At 65.6% G+C, this 19127-nt stretch carries 18 protein-coding genes and 1 pseudogene; 9 read left to right on the plus strand and 10 right to left on the minus strand.

The annotated features are described in order from the left end of the window. Nucleotides 1-87: 87 nt before the first annotated feature. Entirely contained in the window at nucleotides 88-1176 is a 1089-nt protein-coding gene (gene mutY / locus ACSQ3P_RS23610) for an A/G-specific adenine glycosylase (RefSeq protein WP_436168044.1), read from the plus strand. Here mutY and ACSQ3P_RS23615 read toward each other — a convergent pair. The 3 genes from ACSQ3P_RS23615 to ACSQ3P_RS23625 form a co-directional block, all read right to left on the minus strand. Further along, nucleotides 1151-2350 (minus strand): site-specific DNA-methyltransferase, encoded by a 1200-nt coding sequence (locus tag ACSQ3P_RS23615; RefSeq protein WP_436167917.1) that lies wholly within the window; start codon nucleotides 2348-2350, stop codon nucleotides 1151-1153. The two genes, mutY and ACSQ3P_RS23615, sit on opposite strands and share 26 nt — an antisense overlap. 194 nt (nucleotides 2351-2544) lie before the next feature. Next, nucleotides 2545-3156 (minus strand): ribonuclease HII, encoded by a 612-nt coding sequence (gene rnhB / locus ACSQ3P_RS23620; RefSeq protein WP_436167918.1) that lies wholly within the window; start codon nucleotides 3154-3156, stop codon nucleotides 2545-2547. A 193-nt stretch (nucleotides 3157-3349) separates the two neighbouring features. Continuing rightward, complete coding sequence (locus tag ACSQ3P_RS23625) at nucleotides 3350-4435, minus strand: PA0069 family radical SAM protein (RefSeq protein WP_436168045.1); 1086 nt, start codon at nucleotides 4433-4435, stop codon at nucleotides 3350-3352. 243 nt (nucleotides 4436-4678) lie between these two features. Here ACSQ3P_RS23625 and ACSQ3P_RS23630 point away from each other — a divergent pair, with 243 nt between their 5' ends. Beyond that, nucleotides 4679-5167, plus strand: a complete 489-nt coding sequence (locus ACSQ3P_RS23630; RefSeq protein WP_148663377.1) for a glycosyltransferase family A protein — start codon at nucleotides 4679-4681, stop codon at nucleotides 5165-5167. 24 nt (nucleotides 5168-5191) lie between these two features. On the opposite strand, the pseudogene ACSQ3P_RS23635 reads toward ACSQ3P_RS23630, so the two are convergent. Next, nucleotides 5192-5322, minus strand: a pseudogene (locus ACSQ3P_RS23635) (LysR family transcriptional regulator); the annotation flags it as partial. On the opposite strand from ACSQ3P_RS23635, the gene ACSQ3P_RS23640 reads away from it, so the two are divergent. Further along, nucleotides 5314-5436 carry a hypothetical protein gene (locus ACSQ3P_RS23640; RefSeq protein WP_436168049.1) on the plus strand — a complete coding sequence of 41 codons (123 nt, stop codon included), beginning with the start codon at nucleotides 5314-5316 and terminating at the stop codon, nucleotides 5434-5436. The pseudogene ACSQ3P_RS23635 and the gene ACSQ3P_RS23640 overlap by 9 nt on opposite strands. Nucleotides 5437-5545: 109 nt before the next feature. On the opposite strand, the gene ACSQ3P_RS23645 is transcribed toward ACSQ3P_RS23640, so the two are convergent. After that, nucleotides 5546-6148: a TetR/AcrR family transcriptional regulator gene (locus ACSQ3P_RS23645; protein WP_436167919.1), complete on the minus strand. Its 603-nt coding sequence runs from the start codon at nucleotides 6146-6148 to the stop codon at nucleotides 5546-5548. A 226-nt stretch (nucleotides 6149-6374) separates the two neighbouring features. Here ACSQ3P_RS23645 and ACSQ3P_RS23650 point away from each other — a divergent pair, with 226 nt between their 5' ends. Continuing rightward, nucleotides 6375-7217, plus strand: coding sequence for a DUF3313 domain-containing protein (locus ACSQ3P_RS23650; protein ID WP_436167920.1), 843 nt, complete (start codon nucleotides 6375-6377; stop codon nucleotides 7215-7217). Nucleotides 7218-7231: 14 nt separating this feature from the next. Here ACSQ3P_RS23650 and ypfJ read toward each other — a convergent pair whose 3' ends face one another. Continuing rightward, a complete protein-coding gene (gene ypfJ / locus ACSQ3P_RS23655) occupies nucleotides 7232-8116 on the minus strand; it encodes a KPN_02809 family neutral zinc metallopeptidase (RefSeq protein WP_436167921.1) in 885 nt (294 codons plus the stop codon). 140 nt (nucleotides 8117-8256) lie between these two features. Here ypfJ and ACSQ3P_RS23660 point away from each other — a divergent pair, with 140 nt between their 5' ends. Both ACSQ3P_RS23660 and ACSQ3P_RS23665 read left to right on the plus strand, forming a co-directional pair. Beyond that, nucleotides 8257-8562, plus strand: a complete 306-nt coding sequence (locus ACSQ3P_RS23660) for a type II toxin-antitoxin system RelB/DinJ family antitoxin (protein ID WP_436167922.1) — start codon at nucleotides 8257-8259, stop codon at nucleotides 8560-8562. 23 nt (nucleotides 8563-8585) lie between these two features. Continuing rightward, nucleotides 8586-8846 carry a type II toxin-antitoxin system RelE/ParE family toxin gene (locus ACSQ3P_RS23665; RefSeq protein WP_436168046.1) on the plus strand — a complete coding sequence of 87 codons (261 nt, stop codon included), beginning with the start codon at nucleotides 8586-8588 and terminating at the stop codon, nucleotides 8844-8846. A 37-nt stretch (nucleotides 8847-8883) separates the two neighbouring features. Here the strand turns inward: ACSQ3P_RS23665 and cydB are convergent, their stop codons facing one another. From cydB to ACSQ3P_RS23680, 3 genes are all read right to left on the minus strand, one after another. Further along, nucleotides 8884-9888 carry a cytochrome d ubiquinol oxidase subunit II gene (gene cydB, locus ACSQ3P_RS23670; RefSeq protein WP_436167923.1) on the minus strand — a complete coding sequence of 335 codons (1005 nt, stop codon included), beginning with the start codon at nucleotides 9886-9888 and terminating at the stop codon, nucleotides 8884-8886. A gap of 13 nt (nucleotides 9889-9901) precedes the next feature. Beyond that, the gene (locus ACSQ3P_RS23675) at nucleotides 9902-11332 is read right to left on the minus strand and encodes a cytochrome ubiquinol oxidase subunit I (RefSeq protein WP_436167924.1); all 1431 of its coding nucleotides are present in this window, start codon (nucleotides 11330-11332) and stop codon (nucleotides 9902-9904) included. 152 nt (nucleotides 11333-11484) lie between these two features. Further along, nucleotides 11485-12294: a uracil-DNA glycosylase gene (locus ACSQ3P_RS23680; RefSeq protein WP_436167925.1), complete on the minus strand. Its 810-nt coding sequence runs from the start codon at nucleotides 12292-12294 to the stop codon at nucleotides 11485-11487. Between the two features lie 337 nt (nucleotides 12295-12631). On the opposite strand from ACSQ3P_RS23680, the gene ACSQ3P_RS23685 reads away from it, so the two are divergent. From ACSQ3P_RS23685 to ACSQ3P_RS23695, 3 genes are all read left to right on the plus strand, one after another. Continuing rightward, entirely contained in the window at nucleotides 12632-14311 is a 1680-nt protein-coding gene (locus ACSQ3P_RS23685; RefSeq protein ID WP_436167926.1) for an electron transfer flavoprotein-ubiquinone oxidoreductase, read from the plus strand. A 578-nt stretch (nucleotides 14312-14889) separates the two neighbouring features. Next, nucleotides 14890-16665 carry a tetratricopeptide repeat protein gene (locus ACSQ3P_RS23690; protein ID WP_436167927.1) on the plus strand — a complete coding sequence of 592 codons (1776 nt, stop codon included), beginning with the start codon at nucleotides 14890-14892 and terminating at the stop codon, nucleotides 16663-16665. Between the two features lie 206 nt (nucleotides 16666-16871). Continuing rightward, complete coding sequence (locus ACSQ3P_RS23695; protein WP_436167928.1) at nucleotides 16872-17747, plus strand: 4-(cytidine 5'-diphospho)-2-C-methyl-D-erythritol kinase; 876 nt, start codon at nucleotides 16872-16874, stop codon at nucleotides 17745-17747. 11 nt (nucleotides 17748-17758) lie between these two features. Here ACSQ3P_RS23695 and ACSQ3P_RS23700 read toward each other — a convergent pair whose 3' ends face one another. Beyond that, complete coding sequence (locus ACSQ3P_RS23700; RefSeq protein WP_436167929.1) at nucleotides 17759-19081, minus strand: MFS transporter; 1323 nt, start codon at nucleotides 19079-19081, stop codon at nucleotides 17759-17761. Nucleotides 19082-19127: the final 46 nt, after the last annotated feature.

The following is a 19127-nucleotide window of genomic DNA, read 5'->3' on the forward strand; positions in this document are numbered from 1 at the left end:
GCTGCGGGTTCCGGCCCGGGCGCATCTCGGGGCGCTTGCGGTCCGGGGCGGGCAGGCTAAACCGGGGTCATGACCCTCGCAACGCAGATGCCCCTCGCAACGCGGCAGCCCGCTGCCAAGGCGGCCGATCTCCTCGCCTGGTATGACCGCCATCGCCGCAGCCTGCCTTGGCGGGCGCTGCCGGGCGAAAGGCCCGACCCCTACCGCGTCTGGGCCTCCGAGATCATGCTGCAGCAGACCACGATCACGGCGGTGAAACCTTATTTCGAGCGCTTCATGGCGCGGTTTCCGACGGTCGAGGCGCTCGCCGCCGCGCCCTCGGAGGAGGTCATGCAGGCCTGGGCCGGGCTCGGTTATTACTCGCGCGCCCGCAATCTGCATGCCTGCGCCAAGGCCGTGACGGAGAGCCATGGCGGCCGCTTTCCCGATAGCGAAGCGGGCTTGCGCGCCCTGCCGGGCATCGGCGCCTATACAGCCGGCGCCGTGGCGGCGATCGCCTTCGACAGGCCCGCTGCGGCCGTAGACGGCAATGTCGAGCGCGTCATGACCCGGCTCTTTGCCATCGAGGAGGCGCTGCCCGGCGCCAAGCCCCTGATTCGCGAGCATGTTCTGGCGCTGCTGCCGATGGCGCGGCCGGGCGATTTCGCGCAAGCGCTGATGGATCTCGGAGCGACGATCTGCACGCCGCGCAATCCGGCTTGCGGCATCTGCCCCTGGCGCGAGCCTTGCCGGGCGCGAACTGATGGAAGCCAAGAGAGCTATCCGCGCAAGGCCGCGAAGAAGGCTGGCGTCACTCGCTATGGCGCTGCCTTCGTGCTGCTGCGCGAGGATGGCGCGCTTCTGGTTCGCACGCGCCCGAACAAGGGCCTGCTCGGCGGCATGGCCGAGGTGCCGACCAGCGACTGGCGCGCCGACTACGAACTGGATGGCGCCGCGCAGGACGCGCCATTCGCGACGCGCTGGCGCAAGCTGGGCACGCCCGTGCGCCATGTCTTCACGCATTTCCCGCTGGAATTGACGGTGCTGGTGGCGAAGGCGCCGCTGGCGGCGCAAGCCCCGCTGGGCATGCGCTTCACGCCGCATGGCAAGCTGCGCGAGGAGCCGTTCCCGAGCCTGATGCTGAAAGTGGTCGAGGCCGGGCTGGCGGCGCTCAAGCCGCCGCCATCTGCGCCCTGATCTCGCCGCGCAGAGTGTCGAGCAGCATCAGCCCGGCCGGCCGGTCGACATGCCAGAAGGTCCAGCCATTGCAGCTCGGCAGGCCCTGGGCCAGCGCTCCGACCTTGTGGATCGAGCCGACCGCCGGACCCAGCATCAGCGTGCCGTCGGCGCGGATCGTCGCCTTGTGGCGGCGCTTTTCGTCCGTGACGCTCTCGCCGGCCTTCACCAGCCCCGCCTCGACCAGGCTGAGGAAGGGCACGCGCGGCTCGCTGCGCTTGGAGGGCGCGGTCGAATAGGCTTCCGGCGGCAGCGGTTCGATGGCGGCGATGCGCTTGCGGGCGGCCGCGGCATAGGCGGGATCGCGCTCCAGCCCGATGAAGCGCCGGCCGAGCGCCTTGGCGACGGCGCCGGTCGTGCCCGTGCCGAAGAAGGGGTCGAGGATCACGTCGCCGGGATTGCTGGCCGAGAGCATGACGCGGGCGAGCAGGGCCTCGGGCTTCTGCGTCGGGTGGACTTTCACCCCCGCATCATCCTTCAGGCGCTCCTCGCCGGTGCATAGCGGCAGATACCAGTCCGAGCGCATCTGCAGGTCGTCATTGCCGCCCTTCAGCGCCTCGTAGTGGAAGGTGTATTTCGATGAGGCTCCGCGCGCCGCCCAGATCAGCGTCTCATGCGCATTGGTGAAGCGCCGGCCGCGGAAATTCGGCATCGGATTGGCCTTGCGCCAGACGATGTCGTTCAGCATCCAGAAGCCGAGATCCTGCAGGATCGAGCCGACGCGGAAAATGTTGTGATAGGAGCCGATCACCCAGAGCGCGCCGTCGGGCTTCAGCACGCGGCGGCAGGCCGCAAGCCAGGCGCGGGTGAAGGCGTCGTAGTCGGCGAAGGACGAGAATTTGTCCCAGTCGTCGTCGACGGCGTCGACGAGGCTGTCGTCGGGCCGGCGCAGATCGCCGCCGAGCTGGAGATTATAGGGCGGGTCGGCGAAGACGAGGTCGACACTGGCCGGGGGCAGGCGCTCGAGCGCGGCGACGCAGTCGCCGACGAGCACCTGATCGAGAGGGAGTTCCAGAGGAAGGCCGGCCGCCTCGAGCCGTGGAGCCTTGATCGGTGACTGCAGCGCGGGCCGTCCGGTACGCGGAACTTGAATCCGGACGGCGGCGCTGGTGGTCCCGGTACGCAAAATACCCATGACGCCCCAAGACCGTTACGCAACTTGAACAGTCGCGATATTGCGGAGTCAGGGTAAAAGCCGGGTTTCCGTGATGAAAAAAATGCGTCTCGTTTTGGGGCTGCAGCTTTTGCCTAGTCCTTTGATCCAGCTGCCGAATTCCTAACCGAGGGTTAATGGAGCGCGCGTTTTCGCAAGGCCTCGGCCGGTTCGCCTCAACGCTGCCAGACGCCCTTCACCGGCGCGAAGCTGTAGCGGTGCTCGGGGCAGGGGCCGTGCTCCTGGATCGCCGTGCGGTGGGCCGCCGTGCCGTAGCCGACATGCCCGGCGAAGCCATAGGCCGGGTAAAGCTGCGCCAGCCGCGCCATCATCGCGTCGCGCGTCACCTTGGCGATGATCGAGGCCGCTGCGATCGAGGCGACGAGCGCGTCGCCCTTGACGATCGCCTCGCAGTGGCAGGGCAGGGACGGCGGGTCGTTGCCGTCGACCAGCACCTTGAGCGGCGCCAGTGGCAGGGCGGTCACGGCGCGCTTCATCGCCAGCAGCGTCGCCTGCCGGATGTTGATGGCGTCGATCTCGGCCGCGGTCACGCTGGCGATGCCGATCGCCAGCGCCGTCTCGGCGATCTTGTCGAACAGCGCCTCGCGGCGCGCGGCGCTGAGCGCCTTCGAATCGGCCAGCCCGGCAGGAACCTTCCCGGGGTCGAGGATCACTGCCGCCGCGACCACCGGTCCAGCCAGCGGCCCGCGCCCGACCTCGTCGATCCCGGCCAGCGGCCAGAACCCGGTTGCGATGGCTTGCGTCTCACGGCTGAAATCGGCGCTCATGCCGCGCCTTATGCAATATGCGGTGCCGGCCGGCCATGCTCTCGGCATGGCTGTCCACGTCATCCCGGCCGGTGCACTCCCCGTCATGGTCGGGCCTGTTCCGACCATCCACGTCTTCCTTCGGCGAGGGGCGTGTTCAAGAACTGGATGCTCGCCACAAGGGTGAGCATGACGATGCGGCCTCGCCGGCTCTTCAAAACAAACTCAGCTGCGCCTTTTCCTTCTCGGGCTTCAGGAACAGGTCGTTGCGCAGCCTGAGCCTCGTCGCGTTGAAGCCGAGCCGCTCGGCCGCCATCTCGAAGCGCCGCCCGATCATCCAGGCGTAAGGCCCCGAGCCGACCTGGCGCTGGCCCCAGGCCGGGTCGTAATCCTTGCCGCCGCGTGTCGAGCGGATCAGCGAGACGACATGGCGCAGTTTGTCGGGGTGGTGCGTCAGCAGCCAGTCCTGCACCAGATCCTTCACCTCCAGCGGCAGCCGCAGCAATACATAGCCCGCCTCGCGCGCGCCGGCGGCCTTGGCGGCGTCGAGGATGCGCTCGATCTCATGCTCGTTGATTGCCGGAATGATCGGCGCGACCAGCACCGTGACCGGGATGCCGGCCTCCGACAAAGCCCTGATCGTCTCCAGGCGTTTGGCCGGTGAGGCGGCGCGCGGCTCCATCGTGCGGGCGATCTTGGGATCGAGCGTGGTCAGCGAGATCGCGACCTTGGCGAGGCCTTTCGCGGCCATCGGCGCCAAGATGTCGATGTCGCGCTGGACCAGCGCCGATTTCGTCACGATCCCGACCGGGTGGTTGAACTTCGCCAGCACCTCCAGGATCGAGCGCATGATCCGCAGCTTCTTCTCGATCGGCTGATAGGCGTCGGTATTGGTGCCGATCGCGATGGTGCGCGGCTGGTAGGAGGAGGCGCTGAGCTCCTTCTCCAGCAGGATCGCCGCATCGGGCTTGGCCGTCAGCTTGCTTTCGAAATCGAGGCCCGGCGACAGGCCGAGATAGGCGTGGCTCGGCCGCGCGAAGCAATAGACGCAGCCATGCTCGCAGCCACGATAGGGATTGATCGAGCGGTCGAACGAAATATCCGGGGAGTCATTCCTGGTAATGATCGTGCGCGGCTTCTCGATCGAGACCTCGGTCTTGAAGGCCGGCAATTCTCCGAGCGTGCCCCAGCCATCATCCTCAAGGACGCGTTGCTCGGCCTCGAAGCGCCCGCCTGGATTGATCGTGGCGCCGCGTCCGCGCCGGCGTTCCGGGTCGATCCGGTGCCCGGCATAGGCCATCGGGTCGAGCGGCGCGACGCGCGCGGAAACCGAGGCGGGCTCGCTGTCATGCCGCTTGAGCGGCTGGGCCGGAATCGGCCGCGAAGAGGGCCTGGCAGAGGGCATGGCTTGGCGCATGACGCTGAACCGTCCTGAAAACCGCCGGGAATCGGCGCGTTTCTATGTTTTCAATGTGAACATATAGAGAACAGATTGCAAGTGACAGGATTGCGACATGTTGCGCTGCGTCATATGGATTTGCGCATGCTCACTGCCGTGATCCGGGCCGACGGCCCCCCCAGCCTGCTCGCCGCGACCTTCGCGGTCCTCATTCCCGCTGTCGCCGATGGATTCCTTGGCCATGCGGTCGTGGTCGATGCCACTGGCGATCGCGAGGTCGAGCGATTGGCCGACGCCACGGGCGCGAGCTATCTGCGGACGGGCGCCGCGGAGGGCTGGCATCTCGGCGCAGCGCAGGCGCGCGGGGACTGGTTGCTCCTGCTCGATGCGGGCGATGCGCCGCAGTCGCATTGGGCCCAGGTCGTCGACCGGCATCTCATGCTCGCGCCCGACAGCCCGGCCTTGATCCCTTTGCGCGGCGTCGCCGGTTCGCTGCGCGAGCGCGCGGCGATCTCCTTCGGCGCGCGGCGTTTGCGCGCCGGCCTCGTCGTGCCCAAGGGCCTCGTCCTCGCGGGCAGGCTGGGTGGCGCCCCGCGCCGCCTGTCGGTGCGGCGGGAACGGGCGGGCGCCTGAGCGCAGGCGCCGAGGTCGGGCCGGCTACCGCGCCTTGGTGCTGCCGGCCGCGAAATCGATGAAGGCGCGCAGCGCCGGGGCCATCTGCTGCCGGCTCGGATAATAGATGGGAAGCCGGGAGGGGCCGGTGACCAATCGGCCAGGAGATGGATCAGCGCGGCCGGCTCGATGCGGCAAGCGCGATCGAACTCGGCTTCCCCCACAGCTTCCTGGCGCGGCCGATGACGCGGGCGCTCTTCAGCAGCGGCGGCGAGATCGTGGGCAGGTAGGGGCACGCGACACATCGCCTGCGGAGATCGGCAGGAGCGAGTGAGCTGATGAGTGCTTGTTGCGGGGCGGTCGACAGGTCAGCGTCGCCTCTGATCTGTTATTGATTCACTAAGTGCATTTAATTTCAAGATTCATTCGATCAAAGGCATCGGCCACGCAATCTGCGAGCTTCATGTCGTTTTCGTCTCGCAACCAGATGTGTGTGGCAAAGCGGATTGCGCCAGATGACAATATAGAGGCAAATAATAGCCGATCATGAGACTCTCCACCGGGCCACAAAGTCGACAGGCCTTTCATGATAGCCTTTTCAAGATTGATTTCATTCGCGCGATTCTTGCTCTGAAGCGCCGCATTGTTTCTCATGATTTTTGCAATCGCGAGCGTTCTCTCTGCATCGAAGCGTGTCAGGTTTGAAAGGATCGCCTTGCGTACGACCTCCATGGCGGGCTCGTCAGGGGAACCTCGGGCAATGGATTCGGCAATCATCTCATAATATTCGCGCAGGTGCGAAAACAGGATTTCGTCCTTGCTGTCGAAATAATTGAACAGATGCCTTCTGGAAATCCCCGCTGAAAGGGCAATATCGGCGAGCGTCGTGGCATCGTAACCGTTCTCGAGAAATAATCGAATACTGACATTGGTTATGTGTTCGTGCTTCTCGCGACGATTGCGCTCGCGAAGGCCTTCTGATTTGGGAGATGCTTGTCGCATATCTGCCTCAACTTGATATTTCCAACCATACAGGCGTGGCCGGCGCAGCGCAAAAATCGAGATGACTGAGGTCCCAAGCCTGAGCGCGCGAGCGGCGTCGACACAAAGGCGCCTCAATCAAACTGCACTCTGTGCACTAATAGTCCCAAGAGATCGCTCCAAGGGCTGTTCGGATCCATTGTCGCGGCCTGCGACGCAAGCCATCTCGGTTGGGAAAAGCGTGAACATGCAGAGAAATCCTCTGATTTCCTTCATTGGAATAGCCGGCGCGCTGCTTGGAGGCTGCGCAACCGGTTCGTTGGAACAGGCCGGGTCGCTTCAATCATATGACAGTTTGGAGCAGTCGGATGGTTTGTTGACGCGCTCGAAGCTGCGCGTCGACAAAACCAGCGTGACCAAGGCTCGCACAATCAAGATCGTCCCCACCGCTTTCTCGGCGTCCTCGACGCAGCCGAGTCTGACGCCCGCGCAACGGAGCCTGGTCGCGAATGCGATCGATCGTGCCATGTGCGGCGGTTTGAGCGAACGTTTCGTCGTGGTCACCCCGTCCGAGCCTGCCGATCTCACGGTTCGCGCCCTCGTCACGCAGGTCGCGCCGACGGATGTCGTTTCCGCGGGAGTTTCGCGCGGCGCATCGGTTGCGAAGTCGATTCTCCTGCCTGGAGTGCCTGTTCCGCTCCCGCGCATTCCTGTGGGAATGGGAAGCATTTCGCTCGAAGCCGAGGCTCGCGACGCCAGCGGCAAGCAGCAGGCTGCGATGGTGTGGGGGCGCGGCGCAAATGCCTTCCTGACCTCGGCCCGGATGAGCGAGGAGGGCGACGCTTACACGCTGGCGAGCGATTTCGGATCAGATTTCAGCAAGATGCTCGTCACCGGCGAGACACCGTTCGGCAAGGCGCCGACATTTCCCTCCTTCGAACAGATCGGTGCGCAGCTTGGCGGTGACGCGAAATACGCCGCTTGCCGGGCATTTGGGCCGTCGCCGGGACTTGTCGGCCTGGTTGGCGGCAGCGTCGGTGTCCCGCCAAGCTGGACGGATAAAGGCGCCGCTGTTCCCGCTGAACGATAGGGTGAGAGCAGCTGCTAAAGCTGGTTCGTCCTGAACGTATCGCAGCTCTGCATTGAGCCTGAGCGCAGGCCGGTGGTGAACCAGCGCGTGCGCTGCGCCGATGAGCCATGGGTGAAGGAATCGGGCACGACGACGCCTTGCGAGGCCTTCTGCAGCTTGTCGTCGCCGATCGCGGACGCGGTCTTCATTGCCTCGTCGACGTCGCTCTGGTCGATCCGGCCCATCGCCTGGATGTTGTTGGCCCAGACGCCGGCGAAGCAGTCCGCCTGCAATTCGATGCGCACCGAGATCGCGTTGGCGTCGCGCTCCGAGGAGCGCTCGCGCAACTGGTTCGCCTTGGGCAGGATGCCGATGAGGTTCTGGATGTGGTGGCCGACCTCATGGCCGATGACATAGGCATAGGCGAAATCGCCGCCGCCGCCGAGCTTGCGCTGCATCTCCTGGAAGAAGGAGAGGTCGAGATAGACCTTCTTGTCCGGCGGGCAATAGAACGGCCCCATTGCCGCCTGGGCGGTGCCGCAGCCGGAGCGGTCGACGCCGGAATACAGCACGAGGCGCGGCGCCTGGTAGCGCGTATTCGCCTGCTGCGGCAGCACCTTGGTCCAGACGTCCTCGTTCTGCGCCAGCACGGCTGAGACGAAGCGGCCCATCTCGTCCGAGGGCGGGCCCGAGGACTTCCGCGTTTCCTGGGTCGGGGCGCTGCGCCCGCCAATGCCGCCGATCAGTTCCGCTCCGCCGATCAGCAGGCGCGGATCAATGCCGAGCGCCCAGCCGACCAGGCCGAGCACGACCATGGTGCCGATGCCGACGCCGCCGCGCCCGCCGGGCAGGCCGGCATAGGTGCCGCCGCCACGCCGGTCCTCGACATTCTCGGACTGGCGATAATCTTCCCATTGCATGGCAGGCACTCCGCTCTCTTGGCCGCCAATCTCTGCGAGCGGGGCCAGAAACTCAAGTCGTCTTGCGGCGGAGGGTTCCGCCTCGGCTTGGAGATGTCAATCAATTGCATTACAATGCCCGCCGGCATGGAGAAGCGATCATGGCAGCAAGCGATCTCGTTCAAGCCCGCATCGATCCGCGTGTGAAGGAACGGGCGGCGGCCGTTCTGCAGGAGGCGGGGCTGACCGTCTCGGACGCTGTGCGAATCCTGCTGACCAGAACCGCCAATGAGGGCGCGCTGCCCCTGGAACTGATCGACCCGACCGGGCACGAGGCGTGGTTCCGTGCGAAGGTGCTCGAGGCGCTCGCCGATACCAGCCCTGCGACGGATCATGCCGAGGTCAAGGCCCGCTTCGCCGAGAAGCGCCGGGCAGCCCTGGCGCGCACGCCGGATGCCAAGGTGTGAGGCTCGAATAGAGCACGCTCGCGATCGCCGATCGCGAGCGCATCTTCGACTTTGTCGCAACCGACAATCCGCGTGCCGCCGTCGCGCTCGACGAGCGCATCGAGCAGCATGTGGAGGTGCTGCTGGCCTTTCCGGAAAGTGGCCGTCCCGGCCGGGTCGAACGAACGCGCGAACTCATCATCGGCGGCACGCCCTATATCGCGGCCTACCGTATTGGGAGCGGAGTGATCCGAATCCTGCGCATCCTGCATATGTCGCAGCTCTGGCCGGACGGATTGCTCTGAGCAAGCACCATGGCGGCGCGGGACCATCGCCGGCCGGTCAATGATAGCCGCCGTCGAGCTTCACCTTGCCGCGGAACGTCCAGTAGACGAAGGCCGTGTAGAACAGGATCATCGGCAACAGGAAGCTCACCCCGATCAGCACGAAGACATGCGAGGCCGGCGCCGCCGCCACGTCCCAGATCGTCAGGCTGGGTGGCACGAGATAGGGATAGTTCGAGATCGCGAGGCCGAGGAAGCAGAGCACGAAGATCGCGATGGTGAAGGCAAACGGCGTGAATTCGTGCTGTCCGTGCAGCCGCTTCCAGACCATCCAGCCGCAATAGGCGGTGAGCAGCGGGAAGGGCCAGAGCAGGACGAAGTTGGCGGGCGTGAACCAGCGCTCGGCGATGCGCGGATGGGCTGAGGGCGTCCACAGCGAGACCAGGATTGCGAAGGCCATCAGGCCAAGCAGCAGCAGCTTCGCCTGGGTCCGGGCCCGCTCGGCGACCGCTCCTTCGGTCTTGTAGACCAGCCAGGTCGCGCCCAGCAGCGCGTAGCCGACGACGACACCCGCTCCGCACATCACGGAGAACGGCGTCAGCCAGTCGAAGGGCTTGCCCGCGAACTGCCCGTTCGCGACCGTGATGCCCTGGATCAAACCGCCCAAGATCAGCCCCTGCGCGAAGGCGGCGATGGTCGAGCCGAGCCAGAAGGCGAGGTCCCAGATGCGGTGCTTCGGCTTGGCGATCCAGCGGAACTCGAAGGCGACGCCGCGGAAGATCAGCGCCAGCAGCATCAGGATCACCGGGATGTAGAAGGCCGGCATGATGATGGCGTAGGCCATGGGGAAGGCTACCCACAGCCCGCCGCCGCCCAGAACCAGCCAGGTCTCGTTGCCGTCCCAGAAGGGCGCGACCGAGTTCATCATCTGGTCGCGCTCGGCCTCGTCCTTCGTCGCGGGGAAGAGGATCGCGATGCCGAGGTCGAAACCGTCGAGCACGACATAGAGCATCACGGCGGTGCCGATCAGCCCGGCCCAGATCACGGGGAGATACCATTCCATTGTCGGTCTCTCCTCAGCTCTGGGGTTGGATTCTGTCGTCGCCGGGACGGCCGTCGCCGAACAGGTCCGAGGCCGGTCCCTGCGCCGCCTTGAGTGTGCGCTTGGACGGCTGCTCGGGTGCGTCCTTGTCGCCGATCTCGTCGGGTCCCTTGTCGATCAAGCGGTTGATCAGCAGGATTCCGGCCGTGAACACGACGCAGTAGACGCAGACGAAGAGCGCCAGCGAGATCGCGACCTCCAGCGTCGTGATCGGCGAGACCGCATCCTTGGAGCGGATCACCCCCGTTGCCAGCCAGGGCTGGCGGCCGACTTCGGTGACGAACCAGCCCGACAGGATCGCGATGAAGCCGGCCGGCCAGCTATATTGCGCGAGCCAGAGCCAGCGCCGCTCCTCGAAGACCCGGCCCCGCCACCACAGAAAGGCGCCGAGCCAGCCGAAGCCGATCATCAGCACGCCGATGCCGACCATGGCGCGGAAGGCGAAGAAGGGAATCTTGACCGGCGGCCTGTCCTCGAGGGCGAAATCGTTGAGGCTGGGAAAGAGCGCGTCCATGCTGCCATGGGTCAGGAGGCTCGCCAGGCCGGGAATGGAGATCTCGAAGCGGTTGAGGCCGGCCTGCTCGTCGGGCCAGGCGAAGAGCACGAGCGGGGCGGGTTTCGACGAATCCCAATGCGCCTCGATCGCGGCGAGCTTGGCCGGCTGGTATTTGGCGGTCTGCTTGCCGTGGAAATCGCCGATCAGCGCCTGCACCGGGGCGGTGATCGCGATCATCAGGATCGCCATGCGCACCATCGTCTTGGCCGATTCGGTGCGGTGGCCGGCGATCAGATGGCGTGCGCCCGTCGCCAGCACGACGAAGGCGGTGGTGAGATAGGCCGCCGTCATCATGTGCATGTAGCGCAGCGGGAAGGTTGGGTTGAAAACGATCTGCATCCAGTCGAGCGGATAGGCGATGCCGTCGCGGACTTCGTGCCCTACCGGATACTGCATCCAGCTATTGGCGGAGAGGATCCAGAAGCCCGACAGCGCCGTGCCGCCGGCGACGATGATGGCTGAGAGAAAATGCAGCCAGGGCGGCACACGCTTCCAGCCGAACAGCATCACGCCGAGGAATGAGGCCTCGAGGAAGAAGGCGGTCAGCACCTCATAGCCGATCAAGGGGCCGATGACGTTGCCGACGACGAGCGAGAACCGGCTCCAATTGGTGCCGAACTGATAGGACAGCACGATGCCGGAGACCACGCCCATGGCGAAGGAGACGGCGAAGATCTTGGTCCAGAACCGCGCCAGCAGATGAAATTTTTGATCGCCGGTCTTGAGCCAGAGGCCCAGCAGCGTCGCGATATAGGCCGAGAGCCCGATCGTGAAAGCGGGAAAGACGATGTGGAAGGAAATGGTGAAGGCGAACTGGATGCGCGAGAGCAGAAAAGCGTCGATCGTCATCGCAGGGCTCCGTCCGGCTTCGCCGCGAAAAGCGGGTTGTACGACTTCGCCAAAACAGCATCGCCGCCAAAGGTGACGTTAGTCAAACCGGCGGCGGCTTTCTGCGGCCCGTAGCGCCGCAGGACGTTATGTCCAAGGGGGCAGCAGGGGGGTCAGGTCTTGGCGTCGAGCGCGGCCTTCAGCGCCCGCAGGTCGCGCCAGGCCAATCGCTTCTGCAAGGGTTGGCGTAACAGATAGGCCGGGTGCAGCGTCGCCATGGCGCGGATGCGCCGCGTGCCGGTGTCGTATTCCAGCCATTTGCCGCGCGATGCGAGGATGCCGGTGAGGCCGAGCAGTCCCTGCGCCGAGGGGGCGCCGATGCAGACCAGGATATCGGGGTTCGCAAGCTGGATCTGGCGCTGGATGAAGGGCAGGCAGATCGCGACCTCCTGCGGCGTCGGCGTGCGGTTGCCCGGCGGCCGCCAGGGCAGGAGATTGGCGATATAGACATGCTCCTTCCGGTTGAGGCCGATCGCGGCCAGCATCCGGTCGAGCAATTGCCCGGAGCGCCCGACGAAGGGCAGGCCGATGCGGTCCTCGTCGGCGCCTGGCGCCTCGCCGACCAGCATCAATCGGGCGGCCGGATTGCCGTCGGAAAAGACCAGGTTCTTGGCGGTCGCCTTCAGCGCGCAGCCCTCGAATTGCGCGAGCGCCTCCTTCAAGGCGTCGAGCGTCGTGGCCTGCTGCGCCATCGTCCTGGCGGTGAGGGCGGCGTCGTCGGGGGCGGTCGCAGTCGCGGGCAGGGCCGGCCGGGCTGCCGCTGCGGTTGCGCGCACGAGCTGCGGCGGGGCGGGGCGCACTGCTGCTGGCTGCGGCGCTTCCATGAAATGGTCGTGCGGCGTCTCGTCGAGCGCCTCGGTGACGCCCATCTCGGCGTACCAGGCGAGCAGCTCAACAGGATCTGGCGCGGCGGTGGACATCATCGCTGGGGTTCTAGAGCATTGCGCGAAAAAGTGGGTACCGGTTTTTCGCAAGAGCAATGCTCTCACTCTTAGATGAGAGACGGATTCAGATGTCAGATGGGATCACTTGGTGATCCCATCTGACATCATCCGGCTCTCGCACGCACATATGCGTCTTCGCGAGCCGCCGCAGTTGCAAATTGGAACGCACGCTTCGATAGAGGGTTTCCAGACTGACGCCATGTCTGTCTGGAGCGCCATGCCTGTCGTGAGCCATGCGCGGCTTGAACGGGCGGGCGATATAGTTCACATATAAACTAATTGACTTCAAGCCAGTCGAAGGCCTCCGGAGGGCAGGATGGATCTCAAGGAAGCGCAGAGCGAACCGCGCGAGAGCATGGACTATGACGTCGTCATCGTCGGCGCCGGTCCAGCCGGCCTTGCCGCCGCCATCCGCCTGAAGCAGCTCGATGAGACGATCTCGGTCGTGGTGGTCGAGAAGGGCGCCGAAGTCGGCGCTCACATCCTGTCGGGCGCCGTGATCGACCCGGTCGGCCTCGACGCGCTCCTGCCAGATTGGCGCCAGGACGAGGGCCGCCCGCTGACGACGGAGGTCAGCGAGGACATCTTCTATTTCCTGACCGAGCCCAACGGCGTCCGCCTCCCCAATTTCGGCATGCCGAAGCTGATGAACAACCACGGCAACTTCGTCGGCTCGCTCGGTCTCGTGGCGAAATATCTCGCAGGCCGCGCCGAGGCGCTCGGCGTCGAGATCTATCCGGGCTTCGCCGCCGCCGAATTGCTGTTCAATGAGGATGGTTCGGTCGCCGGTGTCGCCACCGGCGACATGGGCATCGCCAGGGATGGCACGGTCTCGGAGCGCTTTACGCGCGGCATGGAATTGCGCGGCCGCTACACGCTGCTGGGCGAGGGCGCGCGCGGCTCGCTCTCCAAGATCGCCATCCGCAAGTTCAGGCTCGACGAGGGGCGCGAGCCGCAGAAATACGGCATCGGCCTGAAGGAGATCTGGCAGGTCAAGCCGGAGAAGTTTCACAAAGGCAGGGTGCAGCACTCCTTCGGCTGGCCGCTCGACAACGGCACCGGCGGCGGCTCCTTCCTCTATCATTTCGACGACAACCTGGTCACCGTCGGCTTCGTCGTGCATCTCAACTACACGAACCCGACGCTCTCACCCTTCGACGAGTTCCAGCGCTTCAAGACCCATCCGCTGATTCGCGATCTCTTCGACGGCGCCAAGCGCCTGTCCTACGGTTCGCGCGCCATCACCGAGGGCGGCTTCCAGTCGGTGCCGAAGCTCACCTTCCCGGGCGGGGCGCTCATCGGCTGCGCGGCGGGCTTCGTCAACGTGCCGCGCATCAAGGGCAGCCATAACGCCATCCTCTCGGGCATGCAGGCGGCCGAGCATCTCGCCCCCGCTTTGGCGGCCGGCCGTTCGCATGACGAGGTGGTCGAGATCGAGGCGGGCTGGCGCGACAGCGCCATCGGGCGCGACCTCAAGCCGGTGCGCAACGTCAAGCCGCTCTGGTCGAAATACGGCACGCTTTTGGGCATCGGGCTGGGCGGCATCGACATGTGGCTGAACCAGCTCTTCGGCTGGTCGCCCTTCGGCACGCTGAAGCACGGCAAGCCGGACTATGCGACGCTGAAGCCTCTCAGCGAGGTCAAGCCGATCGTCTATCCCAGGCCCGACGGCAAGATTTCCTTCGACAAGCTGTCATCGGTCTTCCTGTCCTCGACCAATCACGAGGAAGACCAGCCGGCGCATCTGAAGCTGACCGATCCTTCGATCCCGATCGACAAGAACCTGCCTGTTTATGGCGAGCCGGCGCGGCTTTACTGCCCGGCCGGCGTCTATGAGGTGGTCTACAAGGATGCCGAGGCGAAGACCGAGCCGCGCTTCGTGATCAACGCGCAGAACTGCGTCCACTGCAAGACCTGCGACATCAAGGACCCGGCCCAGAACATCACCTGGACGGTGCCCGAGGGTGGCGGCGGGCCGGGCTATTCGAATATGTGAGCCCACAGCATCAGACCGAATATCGTATTCGGTCTGATGCTGTGGGACTTTGATCTTGCATCGGCTTGCCCCGAAAACCGGTTCCCACTTTTCGGGCCGATGCTCCGAGCCGGCGTAAGTTGCTGGTATAGATAACGAAAAAGGCGCGCCGCTCGCACGGCGCGCCTTTTCTCTTTCAGGCGGCGTAGCCGACTCAGCCCTTGCGGACGACGCTTGGGGCCGGCTTGGTGGGCTCGGGCTTCGCGCAGCCAGCGGCGAAGCCGGCCAGCAGGGCGACGGCGGCAATGCTCAAAACGATCTTTTTCATTTGAATGATCCCAGGTGAATCGTCGCGGTGCATGCGAACGCTTCAGTCCTAACCTTAAATTCTTGAGATATCGGCACCGAAAATTGCCGGAACGCTGCGGCGCAACAAGCTTCTGCCGGATTGTTGCATTGCTGCTACGGATTCAGCCTGGCAGCGCTGCGATGGCTTGCCCGTCCGCCCGGAAACCGCCATCTTGAACGCTTAAGCGAAGTGGTCCCGGTCGCGCTGATGTATGGCCCCGCGTGACATACAGGCTGCGGACCGAGGGAGAATGACAATCGTGACGTTTCGATTGAGGGGCCGCGGCCCGAGCACGGCGGTCGCCCTGGTGTTTTTTCTCGCATTGCAGGCCGGTGCCTCGGCTCAAGGGGCGGCTGCGACGCGTACGACGGAACAGCTGGAGCCCGCCGACAGCCTGGAAGGCAATTACCTGGCCGCGATCGTCGCGGGTGCCGGGCGCGATCTCGGCGCGGCGTCGGTCTATCTGCGCGAGGCGATCAAGGGCGATCCGCTGAACAATGATCTGCTGGAGCGCGGCTTCGTCGCCTTCCTGGCCGATGGCGCGATGAGCGACGCCTTCCGCGCCGCCGACAAGCTGATCCAGCGTGATCCCAGCAACGGTCTGGCCCAGCTCGCGGTCGGCATCCGCGCGATCAAGCAGAAGAGCTACCAGACCGCGCGCGGTCATCTCCAGCGCGGCGGCCGCGGCCGCGCCGCCGACATCACCGCGACCTTGCTCTCGGCCTGGGCCTATGCCGGTTCCGGCCAGACCAACAAGGCGCTCGAGACGCTCGACCGGCTCAAGGGCGAGGCCTCCTACAACCTCTTCCGCGATTACCATGCCGGCCTGATCCTCGATATCGCCGGGCGCAAGGTCGACGCCGAGAAGCGCCTGAAGAGCGCCTATGACGCGGAAAAGACGACGCTGCGCCTGGTCGATCTCTGGGCCCGCCTGCAGGCGCGCAACGGCAATTATGACGGCGCCGCAGCGACCTATGGCGAATTCGACCGCCTCCTGCCCAATCACCCCATCGTCCGGGACGGGCTTGCGCGGGTTGCTGCGCGTGAGCCGCTCGCCCGCCAGGTCGGCACGGCCCAGCAGGGCGCGGCCGAAGTCCTCTATGGCCTGGCCAGCGCCGGCAATCGCCAGGGCGACGAGGCCGCGGCGCTGCTCTATCTGCGCCTGGCGATCTATCTCGACCCCAGCCATGATCTGGCGATCCTGACGCTCGGGGACATCCTCGAACGCTCGAAGCAGCCCGAGGATGCCGTCGCGGTCTATGACAAGATGCCGGCGACCTCGCCGCTGCGGCCCAATGCCGAGATCCAGGCTGGCCTGGCGTTGGAGACCCTCGGCAAATCCGAGGAATCGATCAAGCATCTGCAGGCGCTGATCACGGAACGCCCCGACGATGTCGATGCGCTCTCGGCGCTCGGCAATGTCTACCGCACCCGCAAGCTCTTCACCGAGGCCGCCGAGACCTACGACAAGGCCATCGCCAAGCTCGCGGTTCCCGGGCGGGCGAACTGGGATCTGTTCTATTTCCGCGGCATTGCGCGCGAGCGCATCAAGCGCTGGCCCGAGGCTGAGGCGGATCTGCGCAAGGCGCTGGAGCTGATGCCGGAGCCGCTCGGCCGCGAACGCGCGCTGGTGCTGAACTATCTCGGTTATTCGCTGGTCGATCAGCATCTCAAGCTCGACGAGGCGCTCAGCATGCTGCGCCGCGCCGTCGAACTCAGGCCGCGCGACGGCTACATCACCGATTCGCTCGGCTGGGCCTATTACCGGCTGGGACGCTATGACGATGCGTCGCGCGAGCTCGAGCGCGCCATGGAATTGCGCCCCTCCGACCCGGTGATCAACGACCATCTCGGCGATGTCTATTGGCGCACCGGCCGCAAGCTGGAGGCGACCTTCCAGTGGAATGCGGCCCGCGACCTCAGCCCGGAGCCTGAGGATCTGGTCAAGATCAAGCAGAAGATCGAGCGCGGCCTGGAGGATTCGCCCTCCGCCAACGCCGCCGAGCCGAAAAAGGATGGCGGCTGAGGTCCGCCTCTACCCTGTCAGTATTTCCGCTCCGTCATTCCGGGGCTTCGCGAAGCGAAGAGCCCGGAACCCAGAACCGCTGTCGGGGGTAGGTAACGCGCTCGGCCCTTTACGAAGACCCGCATCGGTTCTGGGTTCCGGGCTCAGGCCTGCGGCCTGCCCCGGAATGACGGTGTGCTTCCATCTGTAACGACCGGCCCTTTCCCATGCCCGCCCCGCTGACGACCCGTGCCCGCGCCAAGGTCAATCTGAGCCTGAAGGTGCTCGGCCGGCGCGCTGACGGCTATCACGAGCTCGAAAGCCTGGTCGCCTTCGCCGGCGTCGGTGACGAGCTGACGCTCGAGGCCGGGCCTGAGCTCGGCCTGAGCATTGGCGGTCCGCTTGGCGGCGGGCTCGAAGCCGATGAGCGCAACCTCGTCCTGCGCGCCGCCCGCATGCTTGCCGATGAAGCCGGCCCGTTGCGCTGGGGCCGCTTCCACCTCGTCAAGCGCCTGCCCGTGGCATCGGGCATCGGCGGCGGCTCGGCCGATGCGGCGGGCGCGCTGCGTCTGCTGGCGCGCTTGAACGGAATTCCACGTGGCGAGCCGGCTTTGCTGCGCGCCGCGGCCAGGGTCGGAGCTGATGTGCCTGTTTGCCTCGATTCGCGGGCACGGGTGATGGCCGGTATCGGCGAACGCCTGGGCGAGCCCCTGCGCCTGCCGCCGCTCTTCACCGTGTTGGTCAATCCGGGCGTGCCGGTCGAGACGGCGGCGGTGTTTCGCGAGCTTGGGCTTCAACGGGGGCAGGACTTGTCGCCTGCCGGCGCCGTGCCGGATCTCGCGCAGCCTTCGGTCGACGCGTTGGTCGCCATGCTGGGCGGCCGCGGAAACGATCTTGAAGCGCCGGCGCGACGCGTGGCTCCGGTTCTCGGCGAGGTGCTTGCCGGGCTGGCGGCACTGCCCGGCTGCCGGCTGGCCCGCATGTCGGGCTCGGGAGCGACCTGCTTTGCTCTTTTCGACGATTGCCGGGCCAGCGCTGCTGCCGCCAAGGCGCTGCAGAAGAGCCGGCCGGGCTGGTGGGTCAAGCCGTCAGTGCTGCGTTAACGGGTGTAGCGTCAGCCGCCGGGCGACAGTCCAGCGCGGCTCACGGCTCCCAGCGCGACCTGCGAGCGCTGCCGATAGGCCAGCCATGTCGCGAGCAAGCTGCAGGCCGCTGCGAACATCAGCCAGAGCCCGGCGACAGCCCGGTTCCCGGTGATCTCGATCAGATAGGTACTAACCGCAGGCGTGAAGCCGCCAAACAGCGCCGTCGCCAGGCTGTAGGCGACGGAGAAGCCGGTTGTGCGCAACTGCACCGGGATGATCTCGGTCAGCGCCACCACCATGGCGCCGTTATAGCTGCCATAGATGAACGACAGCCAGAGCTCGACCTCCAGCAGCCTGAGGAAGGAAGGCTCGGAGACCAGCCAGGACAGCGCCGGATAGGCGCTGACGAACATCAGCAGCGTGAAGACGATCAGCAGCGGCTTGCGGCCGAGCCGGTCGGACACCGCCCCCATCACCGGCAGCCAGAACAGGTTGGACAGGCCGACGCAGACCGTCACCAGCAGGCTGTCGAGGCCTGTCAGCTTGAGGACCTCGCGCCCGAAGGTCGGCGTGTAGGCCGTGATGAAATAGAACGACACCGTCGTCATCGTCACCAGCAGCATGCCGATGATCACGACCTGCCAGTTCTGAGTGAGTGAGCGCAGGATTTCCCGGGGAGAGGGGTGGTTGCTGCTCTGCTTGCGCTCGCTGAACTCCTCGGTCTCCTGCATCGAGCGGCGCAGCAGGAAGATCAGTGGTACGATCAGGCAACCGACCAGGAACGGGATGCGCCAGCCCCAGGCCGTCATCTCGTCGGGTGGCAGGATGGTGCTGAGCCAGACGCCGAGCAGTGCCACGAAGATCACCGCGATCTGCTGGCTGCCGGACTGCCAGCTGACATAGAAACCCTTGTTTCCGGGCGTGGCGATCTCCGACAGGTAGACGGAGACACCGCCGAGCTCGACGCCCGCCGAAAACCCCTGGACCAATCGACCGATCACGACGATGACCGGCGCGAGCAGGCCGATCGTCGCATAGGTCGGCACCAGCGCGATGGTGAGCGTGCCGAAGGCCATCAGCCCGAGTGTCAGGAGAAGTCCGGCGCGGCGGCCATGGTGGTCGATATAGGTGCCGAGCACGATGGCGCCGAGCGGCCGCATCAGGAAGCCGGCGCCGAAGGTCATCAGCGCCGCCATCAACTGGGCGAACTCACTGCCCGACGGGAAGAAGGCCTTGCCGATCGCCGCGGCGTAATAGCCGAAGACGAAGAAATCGTACATTTCGAGGAAATTGCCACTCGATACGCGAATAACAGCCCCGATCTTCGACTGGCGATCCGATGCTGCCGTCATAGCCCGCTCCACGCTTTCATATGTCGCGGGCGGCAGCCTAGGCTCG

This window comes from Allobosea sp. LjRoot9 (assembly GCF_964252745.1).
GTDB lineage: Bacteria > Pseudomonadota > Alphaproteobacteria > Rhizobiales > Beijerinckiaceae > Allobosea.